The organism is Mucilaginibacter sp. R-33, from assembly GCF_049949235.1.
Taxonomy (GTDB): domain Bacteria; phylum Bacteroidota; class Bacteroidia; order Sphingobacteriales; family Sphingobacteriaceae; genus Mucilaginibacter.
Window position 1 is genome coordinate 4,699,403 of the sequence record NZ_CP188089.1, and the last position, 17,331, is coordinate 4,716,733.

Consider the following 17,331-nt stretch of genomic DNA (forward strand, 5'->3'; position numbering starts at 1 on the left):
TACCTTTGGCAAAAGTAACAATTATGGAGCCTAATATTTCAGATATCCTAAAACGTTTACATATAAACGATATTAATGACGCCTTTAGTACAGGCAGTACCTGGGGCAGCAGCGACGGTGCCGCAGTAAAAGATATAACATCGCCGGTCGACGGCAAAAAAATAGCAGCAGTAAGGCTGGCAACCGAAGCAGATTATAACCAGGCGGTTGAGCAGGCAGCCAAAGCATTTAAAACCTGGCGTAAAACCCCGGCACCTAAACGCGGCGAAATAGTGCGCCAGATTGGTGAGGCCTTACGCGCAGCCAAGCAGGACCTGGGCATCCTCGTATCCTACGAAATGGGCAAAAGCCTGCAGGAAGGCCTGGGCGAGGTGCAGGAGATGATAGATATTGCCGATTTTGCGGTTGGCTTAAGCCGCCAGCTTTACGGTTTAACCATGCACAGCGAAAGGCCAGAGCACCGCATGTATGAGCAATATCACCCTCTGGGTATAGTAGGTATTATTTCGGCATTTAACTTCCCGGTGGCGGTTTGGAGCTGGAACTCCCTGCTGGCCTGGGTTTGCGGCGATGTATGCATCTGGAAACCATCCGAAAAAACGCCTTTAACAGCTATTGCCTGCCAGCATATAGCACAGGAGGTTTTTAAAAAGAATAACATTGAAGAAGGCGTTTCATGCCTGGTTATCGGCGACCGCAACATTGGTGAGCTCATGGCTGGCGATACACGCGTTCCATTAGTATCTGCTACAGGCTCAACCCGTATGGGTAAAGCGGTGAGCGCCGCGGTTGGTGCAAGGCTTGGCAAAAGCCTGCTGGAGCTTGGTGGTAATAATGCCATCATCATCAGCGAAAATGCCGACCTGGATATGTCGCTCATCGGAGCGGTGTTTGGCGCCGTGGGTACTGCCGGCCAGCGTTGCACCAGTACCCGCAGACTTATTATTCATGGAAGCGTTTACGAGGCATTTAAGCAAAAGCTGGTTAACGCTTATAAGCAGATCAGGATTGGAAACCCATTGAATGAACACAACCATATGGGCCCTTTGATTGACACAGATGCTGTTGCCTTGTATCTTGAGTCGATTGAAAAATGCAAGGCCGAAGGCGGCAACTTCGTGGTTGAAGGCGGCAAACTGGAAGGTGTAGGTTATGAATCGGGCTGTTATGTAAAACCATGCATTGCTGAGGTTGAAAATCACTTTAAGATAGTGCAGCACGAAACCTTTGCACCTATCCTTTACCTTATCAAATACAATACTATTGAGGAGGCTATCGATTTGCAAAATGGTGTTCCGCAAGGACTGTCATCAGCTATTATGACCAATAATTTGCGCGAGGCAGAACAATTTTTATCCTACGCAGGTTCTGATTGCGGAATTGCTAATGTTAACATCGGCACATCCGGGGCTGAAATAGGCGGCGCTTTCGGCGGTGAAAAGGAAACAGGCGGCGGCAGGGAATCAGGATCGGATGCATGGAAAGTTTATATGAGGCGACAAACCAATACTATAAACTATTCAAAAACCCTGCCTTTAGCCCAGGGGATAAAGTTTGATTTGTAAATCAACCTTTATGTCATTGCGAGTGTAGCGTGGCAATCGCACGGAAGCATGGCCGCTCTGTAGAGTATGCGATTGCTTCGTCGTTCCTCCTCGCAATGACATAAGTTGATTTGCGTTAGGGATAGCAGCGGATACCGGCCCATGAGCATAATGCCTGCAGGCGCATGAGCGGATAGCCCAGCCGAAGGCAACGCCCTGAAAATAAAAATTAACCTAAATGAAAGTCGGCACGTAAAAAGCCGGAAGATTAAACTAAAACGATTCATTGTGTCTTAGATAAGACATACTATAATACACAGTTCATGTTCAAATTTTGTAAGTACGTAAGCGCAACCACTTTATCAGCAGTATTATTAGTTAATTTACCGGCATCGGCTCAACAAATGCCGGCGGCCGAACCCGCCCCGCCAAAAGCCTGGCACCTGCTTGATTTAAAGGAGAGCGGCTTTTACGGCATCAGCTTAAAGCAGGCCTATATGTTTGTGCAAGGCAAAAAAAGCAAGCCGGTTGTTGTTGCAACTATTGACAGTGGTGCTGATACTTCGCAAACGGACCTGAAAACAGTGCTATGGGTAAATAATAAAGAAATTCCAGGAAACGGCATTGATGACGACCATAATGGCTACGTTGACGATATACATGGATGGAACTTTTTAGGCGGCCCCGGCGGCAAAGCCGACTTTACCGAAACCACAGAAGAGGTACGCGAATACAATAAATTAAAAGGTAAATATGCTTCGGTTACGGATTCGACCGCTACCAATAAAAAAGAATATGCTTACTGGCTGCGTGTTAAAACGGTTTATGATTCAACAGTAAACAAGGCCAACACCGAAATCGGCCAGCTTTCGCCGGTGATGAACGCGTTGATGGTTACCAGCGGGTATATTAAGCGCGGTCTTAATTTACCGGCAAACGGCACTTTTACACAGGCCGACCTTGTAAAGGTTAAAGCCACTAATGACACCTTAAGCCAAAGCAAATATGTTTGGGAATCGGTGTTTTCGCAGGAGGGCGCGGGTTCTACCAATGCCAAAATCATTAAGGACCTGAGCGAATACCTGGCGAAACTTAACAATGATGTATCGCCTGACCTTACATCGCGCAAACGCATTGTAGGCGATGATCCGGATACAATGGATGGCAAACCATATGGCAATAACCTGGTAAAATTTGCAGATGCGGCACATGGCACCGGTGTGGCCGGGCTCATTGGCGCGGTGCGTAACAACAATTATGGTATCAATGGCGTGGCCGATAATGTAAAACTGATGATCATTAAGGCCGTACCTAATGGCGATGAATATGATAAAGACGTAGCCAATGCTATACGCTACGCTGTTGATAACGGCGTCAGGGTGGTTAACATGAGCTTCGGAAAAAAGATCTCGCCACATAAGGAATGGGTAGATGCCGCTTTCAAATATGCGGCCTCAAAGAATGTTTTATTAGTAATGGCTGCCGGCAACGATAACCAGGATATGGACCTTCAGCCCGAATTTCCAAATGATACTTTTTTAGATGGCTCATCGAGCGATGCTGATAACGTGATCAGCGTTGGTGCGTCGGGGCCCAGAATGGGGCAAAACCTTGCCGGTGATTTTTCCAATTACGGCAAAAAGAGCGTTGATATATTTGCGCCAGGGGTAAAAGTTACCTCAATTACTACCGATGCTGAGGTTGATACAGAAGACGGCACCAGCTTTTCGTCGCCAATAACGGCAGGCATTGCGGCTTTGATATTAGAATACTATCCAAGCCTGAGTGCTAAGCAGGTAAAGGAAGCTATTTTAGGCTCGGCAACACCGCTAAGGGGCACCATGGTATTAAAACCCGGCAGCAAAACCGAAAAGGTTGATTTTACAACGCTATCCAAAACCGGGGGCATAGTCAATGCATACAAAGCGCTGCAAATTGCCTCAAAAATGAAGGGCGAGGTTTTATCAAACTAATTCCATAAAGATAGAACAGTGATTTTTGCATTGCGTAAAAATCACTGTACTCCAACCTTTTACCTTTCTCCTTTTACCTTTAACCTCCTCAAAAGGGCAAAATAAAAAAACACTTTCCAGTTATGGTATTTTTCTCTACATTTGCGGGCTAATTGTCGCTCATTGAAACCGCTTAAAAAATATTCGATTCCCTTTACGGGGCTTAAACTTGGGAAACACCAGTTTGAGTATGACATACAGGATGACTTTTTTGATGAGTTTGAATATTCGCTCGTAAAAAAAGCAACCCTGCACTGTGAGGTTGAACTGGATAAGCAGGAAACTATGCTGATCCTGCATTTTAAGATAGACGGCACAATTGATACTACCTGCGACAGGTGTTTATCGCAACTGCCGCAGCAGGTTGATATTATTGAACAGCAAATAGCTAAGTTCAGCGATGAACTGATAGATGAAGACGAGGAGATCATTACCCTTGGCAAAAACGATCATGAGATTGATATAGCCGGGCTGATTTACGAATACATTAACGTTGCAGTGCCGTTTATATCGGTTTGCGACAACGAGGGTGAAACCCCTTATTGTGATAAAGAAATGCTTGAAAAACTAAATAGTTTTTCGGCAAATGGTGAACAAAGTGAGCAAACAGACCCACGGTGGGATGCGCTCAGGAAAATGAATAAATAATTAATATTAGGATATTATGCCACATCCAAAGCGGAAATTTTCGAAATCAAGGAGAGATAAACGCAGAACGCATTACAAAGCGGAAGCTCCAACTTTAACTACCTGCCAAACTACAGGCGCTGTGCATTTGCCGCACAGGGCATATACTGTTGATGGTAATGTTTACTACAACGGTAAAGTTCTTATTGAGAAAGCAGCAGTAGCATAAGTTTAATTTTCTGAGAATGAAGATTGGCTTAGATATTATGGGCGGTGATTACGCTCCCAAAGCAGCTGTTTTAGGAGCTATCGAAGCGTATAAAACTTTATCTGCCGACCAGAAACTGGTACTTATTGGCGATAAGGAAGTTACAGTAAGTATTCTTCAGGAAAATGGTGTAAGCCCTGATAACTTCGAATTTGTACATACAACCGAAGTTATTGGTATGGGTGAACACCCTACCAAAGCTATTGTTCAGAAGCCTGATTCGAGCATATCAGTTGGTTTCCAGCTGTTAAAAAGCGGCGAAATCCAGGCATTCTCATCAGCTGGCAATACCGGCGCCATGCTTGTTGGTGCCATGTTCAGCGTGAAAACTATTCCGGGTGTTGTACGTCCGGCAATGACTACTATTGTACCCAAACTTAAAGGCGGTTTGGGTATTTTGTTGGATGTAGGTGCCAATGCCGATTGTAAGCCCGATGTGCTTGTTCAGTTCGGCGTGCTCGGCAGCTTGTTTGCCCAAACCGTTTATGATATAGCCAATCCACGGGTTGCGCTCATAAATATTGGCGAAGAAGAAGAAAAAGGTAATATCCTTAGCCAGGCCACCTACCCATTAATGAAAGCTACATCGTTGTTTAACTTTGTAGGTAATGTTGAAGGACGCGATCTTTTTAGTGAAAGCGCCGACGTTTATGTATGCGACGGTTTTACCGGCAATGTAATATTAAAGCTTGCTGAATCGTTCTACGTTATAACGCGGAAAAAACAGCTAAAGGACGAGTTTTTTGACAGGTTTAATTATGAACAATACGGTGGCAGCCCGATACTGGGCGTAAATGCTCCCGTTGTTGTTGGTCACGGCATCTCGAGCCCCGAGGCAATAAAAAACATGGTCCTTTTATCAAAGAACATGGTAGAGAGTAACCTCGTTGATAAAATAAAACAAGCATTCCAGTAATTTTATAAAGATGAGTAAAGTTCATGCCGCTATTACCGCAGTACATGGTTACGTCCCCGACTATGTATTAACCAACCAGGAACTGGAAACGATGGTTGATACAAATGACGAATGGATAACCAGCCGTACCGGTATCAAGGAGCGGCGCATATTAAAAGGCGAAGGCCTTGCTACATCAGATATGGCGGTCCCTGCTGTTACCGAGCTGCTCAGAAAACGCGGCATCGGTGCCGATGAGATCGATCTTATCATCTTTTGTACTACAACCCCCGATATGATCTTCCCCGCTACAGCAAATCTTTTAGCGCATAAAATTGGTGCTAAAAACGCATGGGGATTTGATTTACAGGCAGCCTGTTCAGGCTTCGTATACGGTTTAACCACCGGCGCTCAATTTATTGAAAGCGGCAAGCATAAAAAGGTGCTGGTTGTTGGCGGCGATAAAATGTCGGCTATTATTAACTACCAGGACCGTGCTACCTGCATCATTTTCGGCGACGGCTGCGGCGCGGTATTGCTTGAGCCTAATGAAGAAGGCAACGGTATTATCGATTCTATTTTAAAAAGCGATGGTTCGGGCAGTCAGTACCTAAACCTGAAAGCCGGCGGCTCATTGAAACCGGCAAGCCATGAAACGGTTGATGCTAAAGAGCACTACGCCTATCAGGAAGGCCAGGCAGTATTTAAATTTGCGGTAACCAATATGGCCGATGTTGCGCACGAGGTAATGGAACGCAACCACCTTACCGGCGATGATATTGCCTGGCTGGTACCACACCAGGCCAACAAGCGCATTATTGATGCTACGGCAAACCGTACAGGTATCAGCTCAGATAAAGTGATCGTTAACATCGAGCGCTATGGCAATACCACCAATGGCACAATCCCCCTTTGTTTGTGGGAATGGGAAAGCAAGTTTAAAAAAGGGGATAACCTTATTTTAGCAGCCTTTGGCGGTGGCTTTACCTGGGGTTCAGTTTATTTAAAATGGGCTTATTGATGTGCTGATTCCAGATGTGCGGATGTGCCAATTTACATAAAGGAAGTACATTCATCATATCAGAAATTTAAAACATCTGTAAAAAGTACATGTTATCTGCTTAAAGGAATAGAAAACAGACCGCTTAGCTACGATAACTGGCCATTTTAAAAGCTAATTAATCAACACATAACTTGCATATCTGCGCATTTGCATATCTGCACATTTGACTATAACTTAGATATAAACTTTGTCCAAAACCAATTAATCCTTCAACATGGATATTAAACAAATTCAGGACCTTATTCGCTTTGTTTCCAAATCGGGCGTGAACGAAGTATCAATCGAGCAAAAAGATTTTAAGATCACAATAAAAACCAACGAGGTGCAACCTACAGTGGTTCATGCTACTATTCCGGCAGTTACGCAACCTGTTACCCAGGCATTACCTACTGCACCGGCCCCTGCGCCTGTTGAACCTACTGCACCGGCCGCTGCGGATACATCGAAATACATTACCGTTAAATCGCCTATGATCGGGACTTTTTACCGCTCATCAAGCCCGGATAAACCTATGTTTGTTAATGTTGGCGATGAGATCAAACCTGGTTCTGTAGTATGTATCATTGAAGCTATGAAACTGTTCAATGAAATTGAATCAGAAGTTTCGGGCCGCGTGGTAAAAATCCTTGTTGATAACGCCTCACCTGTGGAGTACGATCAACCCCTGTTTTTAGTAGAACCAGTTTAATTGATGCGCGTATGTGCAAATTACAGATGTGCAGATGATATTTAATTCGTTTGCACATTTATAATTTACATATTTGCCCTTCAATCATTCATTAATATTTTTCATCTGCATATTTGCACATCTGTAATTTGCATATTCAAGAAAAACAATGTTTAAAAAAATATTAATAGCTAACCGTGGCGAAATCGCCCTTCGTATTATCCGTACCTGTAAGGAAATGGGTATTAAAACGGTAGCTGTATATTCAACTGCAGATCGCGATAGTCTTCATGTTCGCTTTGCCGACGAAGCTGTTTGTATCGGTCCGCCGCCAAGCCGCGATTCTTATTTAAATATCCCGAACATTATTTCAGCTGCCGAGTTAACCAATGCAGATGCGATCCATCCTGGTTACGGTTTCCTGTCTGAAAATGCTAAATTTTCGGCCATTTGCGCTGAGTATGGTATCAAATTTATCGGTGCTACTGCCGAGCAGATCAACCAGATGGGTGATAAAGCTTCGGCCAAAGATACCATGAAAAAAGCCGGTGTGCCTATTGTTCCCGGTTCTGATGGTTTGCTTGCCGATGTAAAATCGGGTATTGCTATCGCCAATAAAATAGGTTACCCTGTTATTTTAAAAGCAACTGCCGGCGGTGGTGGCCGCGGGATGCGAATCGTTTGGAAAGACGAAGACTTTGAGAATGCCTGGGACTCGGCCCGTGCCGAATCAGGTGCCGCCTTTGGTAACGATGGTTTGTACCTTGAAAAATATGTTCAGGACCCACGCCACATTGAAATTCAGGTTGTAGGTGACCAGTTTGGAAAAGTATGTCATCTTTCTGAACGTGACTGCTCTATTCAGCGCCGTCACCAGAAACTGGTTGAAGAATCTCCTTCACCTTTCATGACTGAAAAGTTGCGTAAAAAAATGGGCGACGCCGCTATTAAAGGGGCTAAAGCCGTTAAATATGAAGGCGCAGGTACCGTAGAGTTTTTGGTTGATAAAGACCGCAACTTCTATTTTATGGAGATGAACACCCGGATCCAGGTTGAACACCCGGTTACCGAAGAGGTGATCAACTTTGACCTGATCAAAGAGCAAATTAAAGTTGCAGCAGGTATCCCTATCTCAGGCAAAAATTATGAGCCAACAATGCATGCTATTGAGTGTCGTATCAATGCCGAAGATCCGTTTAACGGTTTCCGTCCGTCACCGGGTAAAATAACCAATTTCCACTCGCCAGGCGGTCATGGTGTACGCATCGATACCCACGTATACACAGGCTATGTTATACCGCCAAATTACGATTCGATGATCGCCAAGGTTATCTGCGTGGCCCAAACCCGCGATGAAGCTTTGAGCACTATGGAGCGTGCATTGAGCGAATTTGTAATAGAAGGCGTTAAAACAACCATCCCATTCCATTTAAAATTATTGAAGGATCCAAACTTCCGCGCTGGTAACTTTACCACCAAGTTTATGGATACATTTGAAATATAATTCAAACTATCTTCATAAAATACTACGTACTTAGCAAGATAGCGTTTATACAGCGGTATATATTACAATGAGCGAGAACAAGATCATCAAGGCCATAAAGGATAAAGGAAAAACGTTAGAGGCAGAAATGTCCTTCTTTGATCACCTCGAAGCCTTGAGATGGCATCTCGTAAGGGCTTCAATAGCCATTGTAATATTTACCGCTGTTGTTTTTTATTACTACGACTGGATTTTTGATACCATTATCATGGGGCCCAGTAAGTCAACCTTCTGGACTTACCGGATGCTTTGCAAAATTGGTGCAGCTTTGCACCGCGATGGTTTTTGCATTGACAAAGTAAATATTAAATTAATCAACACCGAAATGGCGGGCCAATTTACCCTCCAAATTAACTCGGCATTAATTATTGGTATTACATTGGGCGTTCCTTACCTGATATGGGAGATATGGCGTTTTATTAAACCCGCATTGCATGACGCCGAGCGCAAAGCTGCTACAGGCTTTGTATTTTATGCCTGTGTGCTTTTCTTTTTAGGGATCACTTTTGGTTACTTTGTGATCACGCCGATGTCTATTAATTTCCTATCGAGTTATACAGTAAGTGCGGTTATCCAAAATTTATTTGATATCGATTCTTATATTTCGTCAGTAGCTACCCTTACCCTTGCTACAGGCGTTGTTTTTCAATTGCCAATCATCGTTTACATATTGGCCAACCTGGGTGTCATGACCCCTAAGTTCATGAAAGAAACCCGCCGTTATGCCATTGTGGTGATCCTGGTTATTGCCGCCGTAGTTACCCCTACACCTGATATGCTCACCATGACGGTGGTTAGTATCCCCCTATTTGTGCTGTATGAAGTTAGTATTGTTGTAGCAGGCCTTGTTGAAAAACGTAAGATTAAAAAGGAGCTTGATTTCGAAAAAGGCAACTAACAGTTTTAATATTACTGTTTTTATTGCCCTGGGTTGCAAATAGGTGAAATCCGCATATTTTATACTGGCTTAATCCCATTTTTGAGCAGGCACACACTGGTCGCTTTATAACAAATTATTTACCTTTAAAAAGTAGTAAAACGTTATATTTTTGTTAAATGAAACAGGGACTAAAAATCGCTATCGGTTCGGACCATGCCGGATATGACTATAAACAAATTTTAACAGAGGCTTTATCATCAGTCGAAGTAAAAGACCTCGGCACTTATTCATCCGAATCGGTTGATTACCCTGATTTTGCACATCCGGTAGCCAATGCCGTTGAAAGCGGCGAATGCGACTTGGGAATCCTGATTTGCGGCGCAGCAAATGGTGTAGCCATAACGGCCAACAAACACCAGGGCATCCGTGCAGCCATTTGCTGGAAAGAAGAAATTGCAGTACTGGCCCGCAGCCACAACAACGCCAATATAGTTTGCGTACCTGCCCGCTTTGTTACCCCCGAAGAAGCGAAGGCTATAGTAACTACATTTTTAAATACTGAATTTGAAGGCGGCAGGCATGCTAACCGTGTAGGGAAGATAGCCTGTGCTTAAGCCGGAGATTGGAGGTTAGAGATCAGAGATTAGTCGGGTTTGCTCCGATTAATGGCTATGATCTATTAACCATGATCCATTAACTAACATCGAACTATTAACTAAAAGAATGAATAAATTACCATTATTGCTTATCGCGCTGGCCTCCGCAACGACGGCCTGTGCGCAGCAGAACGCTACGGCAATGAAATATGCCGGGCTGATTACTGCCGACGACGCGAAAAAGCACCTAAGCATCTTGGCTTCGGATGCATTTGAAGGCCGCGAAACAGGTAAGCCCGGCGCCGAAAAAGCCGCTAACTATATCGCCGCCGAGTTTAAAAAATTAGGGCTCCAGGCACCTGTTAACGGCTCATACTTTTTTGATGTGCCACTTACCGAAAATGCTTTGAAAGTAACGGCATTTACTGTTAACGGTAAATCATTTGAGTATGGCACCGACTTCTATTTTGGAGGCGCTTTTCCGGATAAAAGTACATCTGTAAATGACGTTGTTTTTGTTGGTTATGGTACCGAAGCCGAAATAGGCAGCACCGACCTGGCAGGCAAAATTGTGCTTTGGATCAACGAAGATAAGCCCGAAGCAGGAACTACACCCAATACCAGCTACCGCATGAGCAATGCGCGCATGAAAGTTGTAAAAAATTTACAAAGTAAAAACCCTGCTATTATATTAGCAGCAAATCCGGGTATTGCTGCTGTACTGACTCGTTTGGGTAAAAGCGTAGCAAGTCCGCGGTTAACTATTAAAGACGAAGCAGCTAAGCCGGCAAATACCAATGCACCTGTAATTAACATCACCGCTGCATTGGCCGACGAACTGGTAAAGCCAACGGGGAAAAGCTATGCCGATCTTAAATCTGCTTCGGTAGCGGCAGTTACTCCGGCTACTGTTATTAAAGACAATGTGGTTATAAACTACGCAACCACTAAAAAAGATGTAAAAGCGGTTGATGTGTTAGGCTATATGCAGGGTACCGACCTGAAAGATGAAGTGTTGGTCTTTTCGGCACATTATGACCACATCGGTTTAAACCCCGACGAAAAGGCTAAAGATAAAGTGAACAACGGTGCCGATGATGATGGATCAGGTACTACCGGCGTTCTGGAAATTGCACGTGCTTTCTCTAAAGCTAAAAAAGATGGCCATGGCCCCCGCCGCAGTATCCTGTTTTTAGGTAACGTTGGCGAAGAAAAAGGTTTATTGGGTTCTGAGTATTATTCAGATCATCCTGTATTCCCGCTGGCTAATACAATTACGGATTTAAATATCGATATGATCGGTCGCGTAGGTGAGGAGTACATTGGTAAACCTGATTCCGCGAATTATGTATACCCTATCGGTTCGGCCATGCTGAGCAAGGAACTGCATGAAATTGGAGAGAATGCCAACAATACTTATACAAAACTAAAACTTGATTATAAGTATGACGATCCAAATGATCCTAACAGGTTTTACTACCGCAGCGATCATTACAACTTTGCAAAACACGGCGTACCAATCATATTTTACTTTAATGGCGTACATGCCGATTATCACCAACCAGGCGACGAGGTAAGCAAGATCAACTTCCCGCTACTCGCTAAACGCGCTCAACTGGTATTTTATACCGGCTGGGAGCTTGCTAACCGCGATAAGCGTCCCGTAGTGGATGCAGTTGCAGGCGGAGGGAAATAGTGCATGGTTGATTGGGAGAGCGGTTCTCTCATTAAAATAAAACACAAAAGGCGCATATGCGCCTTTTGTGTTTTATACATACTGCCGCAGGTTAGCGTAGCGTAATCCGTGGCAGCGAAAACCACGCACTAAATTTAAAACCTTCTGACATCTTATCTGTTCAAAAACAACCACTCACATAATCAACTTAATCAACCACCCATTCAAAAAATAAAACAAAAACCCTATTTTCGCATATATGGGAGCAACCGCTGAAGAATTCTTGATAAAATCGGAGGAGAAGGCTTTTGATGCCGATCACCGTCACATCATCAACTTCAATATTGACCGGTACAATACGGCGGTATCGCGGGGCCTATCGCGCGTTATCAATTTAGATAATGCCAAGAAAAAAGGCCATGTGCTCAAATGGAAGGTGATGGAAAACCTCGACAAATTCCTCCCCGAGTTTGAGGCCAATTTTCAGAAACGCGGTGGCAAAGTGATCTGGGCAAATGACGTTGAGGAGGCCCAGCGCGAAATCCTGAACATCATCAAAAAAGCCAATGCCAAAACTGTGGTGAAATCCAAATCGATGGTTACTGAAGAAATTCACCTGAACGAGTTTTTGGAGGGCAATCAAATAGAATCGCTTGAAACCGACCTGGGTGAATATATCGTGCAGTTGTTGGGTCAAAAGCCATATCATATTGTTACCCCGGCTATGCACCTCAGCAAGGAGGATATCGCGAAGCTTTTCCACCAAAAATTTGGCACCCCCATTGATGCCACTCCCCAACAAATTACCCTGAAAGCCCGCGAGCTGCTTCGCGAAAAATATGTACAGGCCGATGTAGGTATCACCGGTGCCAATTTCTTATTAGCGGATACCGGCAGCATCGCTATCAGCGAAAATGAAGGCAACGCGCGCCTTTGTACTACATTCCCTAAAATCCATATTGCCATTGTGGGGATCGAGAAGATCATCCCTTCCATTACCGATCTGGACTTGTTTTGGCCAATGCTATCTACTCATGGCACCGGGCAAAATCTTACCGTTTACAATACTATATTAAGTGGTCCGCGCCGGCCGGATGAAACCGACGGACCTGAGGAAATGTACGTAGTACTGCTGGATAATGGGCGTACCAGTCTGCTGGCAAAAAAAGACCAGCGCCAGGGCCTTTACTGCATCCGTTGCGGGGCTTGCCTTAACGGTTGCCCCATTTATAAAAACATTGGAGGCCACACTTATGCCACCACTTACAGTGGCCCGATAGGCTCTATTATTACTCCGCATACCCAGGGGATGGAAAATTTTAAACACCTGAGCTATGCTTCAAGCCTGTGCGGTAAATGTACCGAGGTTTGCCCGGTTAAGATCGACATCCATAAAATGTTGCTCCTCAACCGCCGCGATGCGGTGAACGAAAACCTGGTTACCAATAAAGAACGCTGGGGCTGGGCTATCTGGAAAAAAGGAATGCTTAAACGCAAACTCACCGATTTTTTTGGCGGAGGCATGAAAAACTTCCTGCTTAAAACCTTCTTTAAACGTACCTGGGGCCATTTACGCGAGATGCCGCATGTAGCTGATAAATCATTTAGCAAGCAATGGCAGGAAATGAACAACACACCCGAAGAATAATGCTATGCGTAAAATAATTTTAAACGTAGCTGTTAGTCTCGACAGCTATATTGAGGGCCCTAATGGGGAGTACGACTGGTGCTTTGACGACCAGGATTATGGCCTTACCGACTTTTTTAAAGCCTGTGATGCCATCTTCATCGGGCGCAAAAGTTATGAGCTGATCATGCGTACCGATCCAAAAATGTTTGCCGCCATGAAAATTTATGTGTTTTCAGATACACTTCATGATCCGCAAGCTGATAATGTTGAAATACTGAGGTCTGCTGATTTTAAAAACAGGGTCGAAGAAATCAGGAGCCAGGAAGGACGCGATATCTGGTTGTTTGGCGGGGCAGAACTTGTTGAAGCGTTTATCAAAAACAATCTAATCTCCGAATTATTACTATCCGTACACCCGGTAATTTTAGGTAGTGGAAAACCCCTTTTTACAAATATAAAAGAACGCATTAACCTGGTATTGCTTGGTGCCGAGCAATTTTCAAGCGGACTTATTCAACTCAGGTATATCATCAAACCGTAGTTCAATTTGGAATTGCTTAATGGCATTGTAATTCGAAAGCTTATAGTTAAACGCCATATGCCCGCTCTGCGCTTAGGTACCCTATCCTACTTCAATAACCACAAAATCCTTTTGCATCCGTTTCACCTGCTCGGCCATGCGTTTAATAAACAGGTAATTTGCCGTACCGCCAATAACCGCGCCTACAACCGGAACCAGGCGTTCGGCAGTGCGGGTACCTAATATCATGAGCATCCTTTCGGCAATGCCCTCCATCATGGATTTGGTGATAGCCACGCCGGCTTCCACCCTTACCGATGTTGCTACTAACGACATAAAATCGTCGAACCCATTATCATACGTGCCCCGGTAATAATACATAATGCCCATAATAGCCCTAAACTGCTGGGTGATCAAATTGATGAAATCAAATGGGATCCCCGCTACGAGGGTAAACATCCCCCCGCTTCCTGCCATAGCCCCCGAACCTGCTGCAAGACAAGCGCACTGGTTAATAAAACCTTCGAGGCCGAGTTTATCAACGCCGTTTTTTATTTTAAGCTGATCGATACCTTCAAATATCTTCCTAAACCCCATATGGGCAAGGCTTTCGGTATGCAACCGGATATCATTACCTATTTTATTGAATTTGATGAGTTTCATTGTTTATTAATTAATGGCAGTTATTAAGCCGCTGTGTTATTAACAACAGATCCATCTGCGTGTTTGTAAATTTGGCGGAAACAGAACAATAAGTTTTAAGGGATAGCTAAACCATATTTCCATCCTGGTCGGGATGGTTACTATAGAGGCAAGCTTATTCAGGTGGAATGATTTTCTGAAATTGTGAGAAACTGACCTTGAAGGGTTAATTAACCTATATGCCTCCTCAGGTTTTCAATTGCCCCAACGGGCACTGCCAATTCGCCTAATTCGGCTATTACTACCCCTGGCCCGGGCAAAAACAGGATCATGGTATTAGCCCGGATGGCGTTTTGTACCCGAACGCGCAAAGGCTCACCCAATAAGGATAAGCCTCCGCCTAACACTATAATATCCGGATGAAAGAGATGAACAGCATGTGATAGGCCGAAGCCCAGGTCGGCAGCGGTATCATTCAATATTTTCAGTGCATCTGCATCTCCCTGTTCCAAAGCAGTTAGTAACATTTTGGCCTCGCCTCCATTTACATCCGCACAAAGTTGGGCCAGTTTACCATCAGGCTTTTGAGCGATTACTGTACGGATCTTTTTGTCAACCGCCCAGCCCGAGCAGCTATCTTCAAGCGTAAGGCCTTCGCGGTTAAGGCGGATATGGCCTATCTCCGCTTCGCCCGGTTTTGTCCCGTGATAAATTTGGCCGTTAATAACCATTCCGGCACCTGCCCCGCTGCCAAGCGTTACATAAAATACATGTTCATAGTTACGCCCAGCCCCTTTTAATGCCTCGCCAAGGGCCGCTGCATTAGCATCATTCTCCAAAATAACCGGTACATTAACCTGCTGCTGCAACCAACCCGAAATGTTAAATCCGTCCCATCCACTTAACTGGTGCGACTTAGCAATGCAGCCCGCCTCCCTGTCAACCGGTCCGCCAAAACCGATGCTTATACTTTTAATGATATACTCTTTTGAAATATTGGTGATGGTTTGGGCAATATGCTCCCTGATCCCTGCAGCAGCCAACACTCTGTCTACCGCAAAACGAAATGTCCTGTTGATAATAAAACTATCATCGGCCAAAACTATTTGCAGTTTGGTTCCGCCTATTTCAATACCTATATAGCAATTTTGCATGGTTAAAATATCCAGCTCTTAAAGTCTTGCTTCTATTATCTTGTTGTCTTGCTTCTGGCTTCTACTTCCACTTAAAACTTTTAATCATCACCGCCATGTCCTGCTTTATAAAACTAAGCACAGGTTGTATGGAGTCGAGCCGGGGTTCGGTGTTAAAATATAGCGCTCCCCGTATATAATTATGTACACTATCTGTAAGGAAAAACTGCGCCGATGAAGCGGCATTGCCGTCTATGGTATAATAAATGCCATAAACTTTTTTATCGGCATAATGGATGATGCCTTCGTCAATGGATGTGGCTTTTACGGTATGCTTAAAGGCGAAGGTGCGGGCATCCTCCACCAGTTGGTTAAACTCTTTTTTTGAGGTGATGGGCTGATAGCTTAAATGCAGCGTGGCATTAAACCGCGGGAACTGCATGTTTATCCAGCAAGGTTTGGCACCCCGCTTTTTATCTGGTTCAATAAAGGCGTACCTGGGATATGTAAAAGCATACGGGCAACCGGCAGCATAATCTTGGTATTCTTTTTTAGGGAACGCAATGCGATAGTAGCCGCGGGGCTTGGGCGCGTAATCATGATTGCCGCTGCATGCGAACAAAAACAATAGCACTGCTGCCAGTAAACTTACATACTTCATGGATGTTTCTCCTTTGAGTTCCAGATCTCCCATGATTTTTCGGCCTGTAAAACCAGCATTTCGTAACCATTTTTGGTAACAGCACCGCGCTCCCGCCCTTTTTTCAAAAACAGGGTTTCTTCTGGATTATATATCAGGTCATATAAAATATGATCTTCACCTATAAAATCATAAGGTATAAGCGGGCATTCATCAATATTGGGATGGGTACCCAAAGGAGTTGTATTGATGATAAGTTTGTGCTGTAAGATATGGTGTGGCTGAAGATCTTTAAACAAAATATTATCCGCATGGTGTGTAGGTTTGCGGGTAACAACTTTATAAGTTATACCTAAATTTTCCAGTACACACTTTACAGCTTTTGCAGCACCGCCATCGCCCAAAACCAGAGCATCATCATTACCATCACCAATTAAGGGTTTTAATGACTCTTCAAAACCATAAATATCGGTATTATACCCTTCCAGCCTGAAATCATGGTCTTTAACACCTATTTCGCCTGAAAAGGCGGCAGCCACCGGGCTTTCAGCGGTTACACGGATACAATTAACGGCGCCGGCTGTACGTGCGTCATGCTCAATCCAGTCAAGCAGCGGCATCACGTTTATTTTATGGGGGATGGTAACATTAAGTCCGCAAATATTGGGATGCTCGTCAAGCAGGTCCTGCAAATCTTTAATATTCTCGAGCGGGTAAAGATCATAGCGGCAATCGGTAATGCCTTCGGCTTCAAATTTTTCGGTAAAAAATTTTTTTGAGAATGAGTGCGAAAGCGGGAAGCCTATTAGTCCGTAGTGTTTCATTATCAATTTTTATATCGATGCAAAGCGCTAAAGTAATCAATTATAGCTTAAGCTGGCATAGGTTTAATTGTGTAATATTAACAACAAAACAGGCAATTTTAACTATTGATTTAAAACAGGTAAGCTGAAAAAACTTTGGATAGAAATTTTTTATAAGGAGATTTATTTCAAA

At 44.1% G+C, this 17,331-nt stretch carries 17 protein-coding genes; 13 read left to right on the plus strand and 4 right to left on the minus strand.

What is annotated here, in order from left to right:
• Positions 1 to 23: 23 nt before the first annotated feature.
• The 13 genes from amaB to ACP26M_RS19310 all read left to right on the plus strand — a co-directional run bounded on the left by amaB (position 24) and on the right by ACP26M_RS19310 (position 13,941).
• Positions 24 to 1,565, plus strand: coding sequence for an L-piperidine-6-carboxylate dehydrogenase (amaB, locus tag ACP26M_RS19250; RefSeq protein ID WP_426589742.1), 1,542 nt, complete (start codon positions 24 to 26; stop codon positions 1,563 to 1,565).
• A 302-nt stretch (positions 1,566 to 1,867) separates the two neighbouring features.
• Positions 1,868 to 3,517, plus strand: a complete 1,650-nt coding sequence (locus ACP26M_RS19255; RefSeq protein WP_426582406.1) for a S8 family serine peptidase — start codon at positions 1,868 to 1,870, stop codon at positions 3,515 to 3,517.
• Between the two features lie 162 nt (positions 3,518 to 3,679).
• On the plus strand, positions 3,680 to 4,204 hold the full coding sequence (locus ACP26M_RS19260; protein WP_426582408.1) for a YceD family protein: 525 nt from the start codon (positions 3,680 to 3,682) through the stop codon (positions 4,202 to 4,204).
• A 16-nt stretch (positions 4,205 to 4,220) separates the two neighbouring features.
• Positions 4,221 to 4,412, plus strand: a complete 192-nt coding sequence (gene rpmF, locus ACP26M_RS19265) for a 50S ribosomal protein L32 (protein WP_090534782.1) — start codon at positions 4,221 to 4,223, stop codon at positions 4,410 to 4,412.
• Positions 4,413 to 4,428: 16 nt separating this feature from the next.
• A complete protein-coding gene (gene plsX, locus ACP26M_RS19270) occupies positions 4,429 to 5,367 on the plus strand; it encodes a phosphate acyltransferase PlsX (protein ID WP_176628831.1) in 939 nt (312 codons plus the stop codon).
• Between the two features lie 10 nt (positions 5,368 to 5,377).
• On the plus strand, positions 5,378 to 6,367 hold the full coding sequence (locus ACP26M_RS19275) for a beta-ketoacyl-ACP synthase III (RefSeq protein WP_426582411.1): 990 nt from the start codon (positions 5,378 to 5,380) through the stop codon (positions 6,365 to 6,367).
• 256 nt (positions 6,368 to 6,623) lie between these two features.
• Positions 6,624 to 7,097, plus strand: coding sequence for an acetyl-CoA carboxylase biotin carboxyl carrier protein (gene accB, locus ACP26M_RS19280; RefSeq protein ID WP_426582413.1), 474 nt, complete (start codon positions 6,624 to 6,626; stop codon positions 7,095 to 7,097).
• Between the two features lie 148 nt (positions 7,098 to 7,245).
• Positions 7,246 to 8,580 carry an acetyl-CoA carboxylase biotin carboxylase subunit gene (gene accC, locus ACP26M_RS19285; protein ID WP_426582415.1) on the plus strand — a complete coding sequence of 445 codons (1,335 nt, stop codon included), beginning with the start codon at positions 7,246 to 7,248 and terminating at the stop codon, positions 8,578 to 8,580.
• A gap of 67 nt (positions 8,581 to 8,647) precedes the next feature.
• Positions 8,648 to 9,517, plus strand: a complete 870-nt coding sequence (tatC, locus tag ACP26M_RS19290) for a twin-arginine translocase subunit TatC (protein ID WP_426582417.1) — start codon at positions 8,648 to 8,650, stop codon at positions 9,515 to 9,517.
• 158 nt (positions 9,518 to 9,675) lie between these two features.
• Positions 9,676 to 10,113: a ribose 5-phosphate isomerase B gene (rpiB, locus tag ACP26M_RS19295; protein WP_426582419.1), complete on the plus strand. Its 438-nt coding sequence runs from the start codon at positions 9,676 to 9,678 to the stop codon at positions 10,111 to 10,113.
• Positions 10,114 to 10,222: 109 nt separating this feature from the next.
• Positions 10,223 to 11,791 carry a M28 family peptidase gene (locus ACP26M_RS19300; protein ID WP_426582421.1) on the plus strand — a complete coding sequence of 523 codons (1,569 nt, stop codon included), beginning with the start codon at positions 10,223 to 10,225 and terminating at the stop codon, positions 11,789 to 11,791.
• A gap of 238 nt (positions 11,792 to 12,029) precedes the next feature.
• Entirely contained in the window at positions 12,030 to 13,418 is a 1,389-nt protein-coding gene (locus tag ACP26M_RS19305; protein ID WP_426582423.1) for a LutB/LldF family L-lactate oxidation iron-sulfur protein, read from the plus strand.
• A gap of 4 nt (positions 13,419 to 13,422) precedes the next feature.
• Positions 13,423 to 13,941, plus strand: coding sequence for a dihydrofolate reductase family protein (locus ACP26M_RS19310; RefSeq protein ID WP_188834658.1), 519 nt, complete (start codon positions 13,423 to 13,425; stop codon positions 13,939 to 13,941).
• Positions 13,942 to 14,022: 81 nt separating this feature from the next.
• On the opposite strand, the gene ACP26M_RS19315 is transcribed toward ACP26M_RS19310, so the two are convergent.
• The 4 genes from ACP26M_RS19315 to ACP26M_RS19330 all read right to left on the minus strand — a co-directional run bounded on the left by ACP26M_RS19315 (position 14,023) and on the right by ACP26M_RS19330 (position 17,159).
• A complete protein-coding gene (locus ACP26M_RS19315) occupies positions 14,023 to 14,583 on the minus strand; it encodes a hypothetical protein (RefSeq protein ID WP_090534765.1) in 561 nt (186 codons plus the stop codon).
• A gap of 209 nt (positions 14,584 to 14,792) precedes the next feature.
• Positions 14,793 to 15,716, minus strand: coding sequence for an ROK family protein (locus ACP26M_RS19320; RefSeq protein ID WP_426582426.1), 924 nt, complete (start codon positions 15,714 to 15,716; stop codon positions 14,793 to 14,795).
• A gap of 61 nt (positions 15,717 to 15,777) precedes the next feature.
• Positions 15,778 to 16,389 (minus strand): gliding motility lipoprotein GldD, encoded by a 612-nt coding sequence (gldD, locus tag ACP26M_RS19325; RefSeq protein ID WP_254780280.1) that lies wholly within the window; start codon positions 16,387 to 16,389, stop codon positions 15,778 to 15,780.
• On the minus strand, positions 16,353 to 17,159 hold the full coding sequence (locus ACP26M_RS19330) for a shikimate dehydrogenase family protein (protein WP_354486995.1): 807 nt from the start codon (positions 17,157 to 17,159) through the stop codon (positions 16,353 to 16,355). Before ACP26M_RS19330 ends, gldD begins: the two co-directional genes overlap by 37 nt.
• Between the last annotated feature and the right edge of the window lie 172 nt (positions 17,160 to 17,331).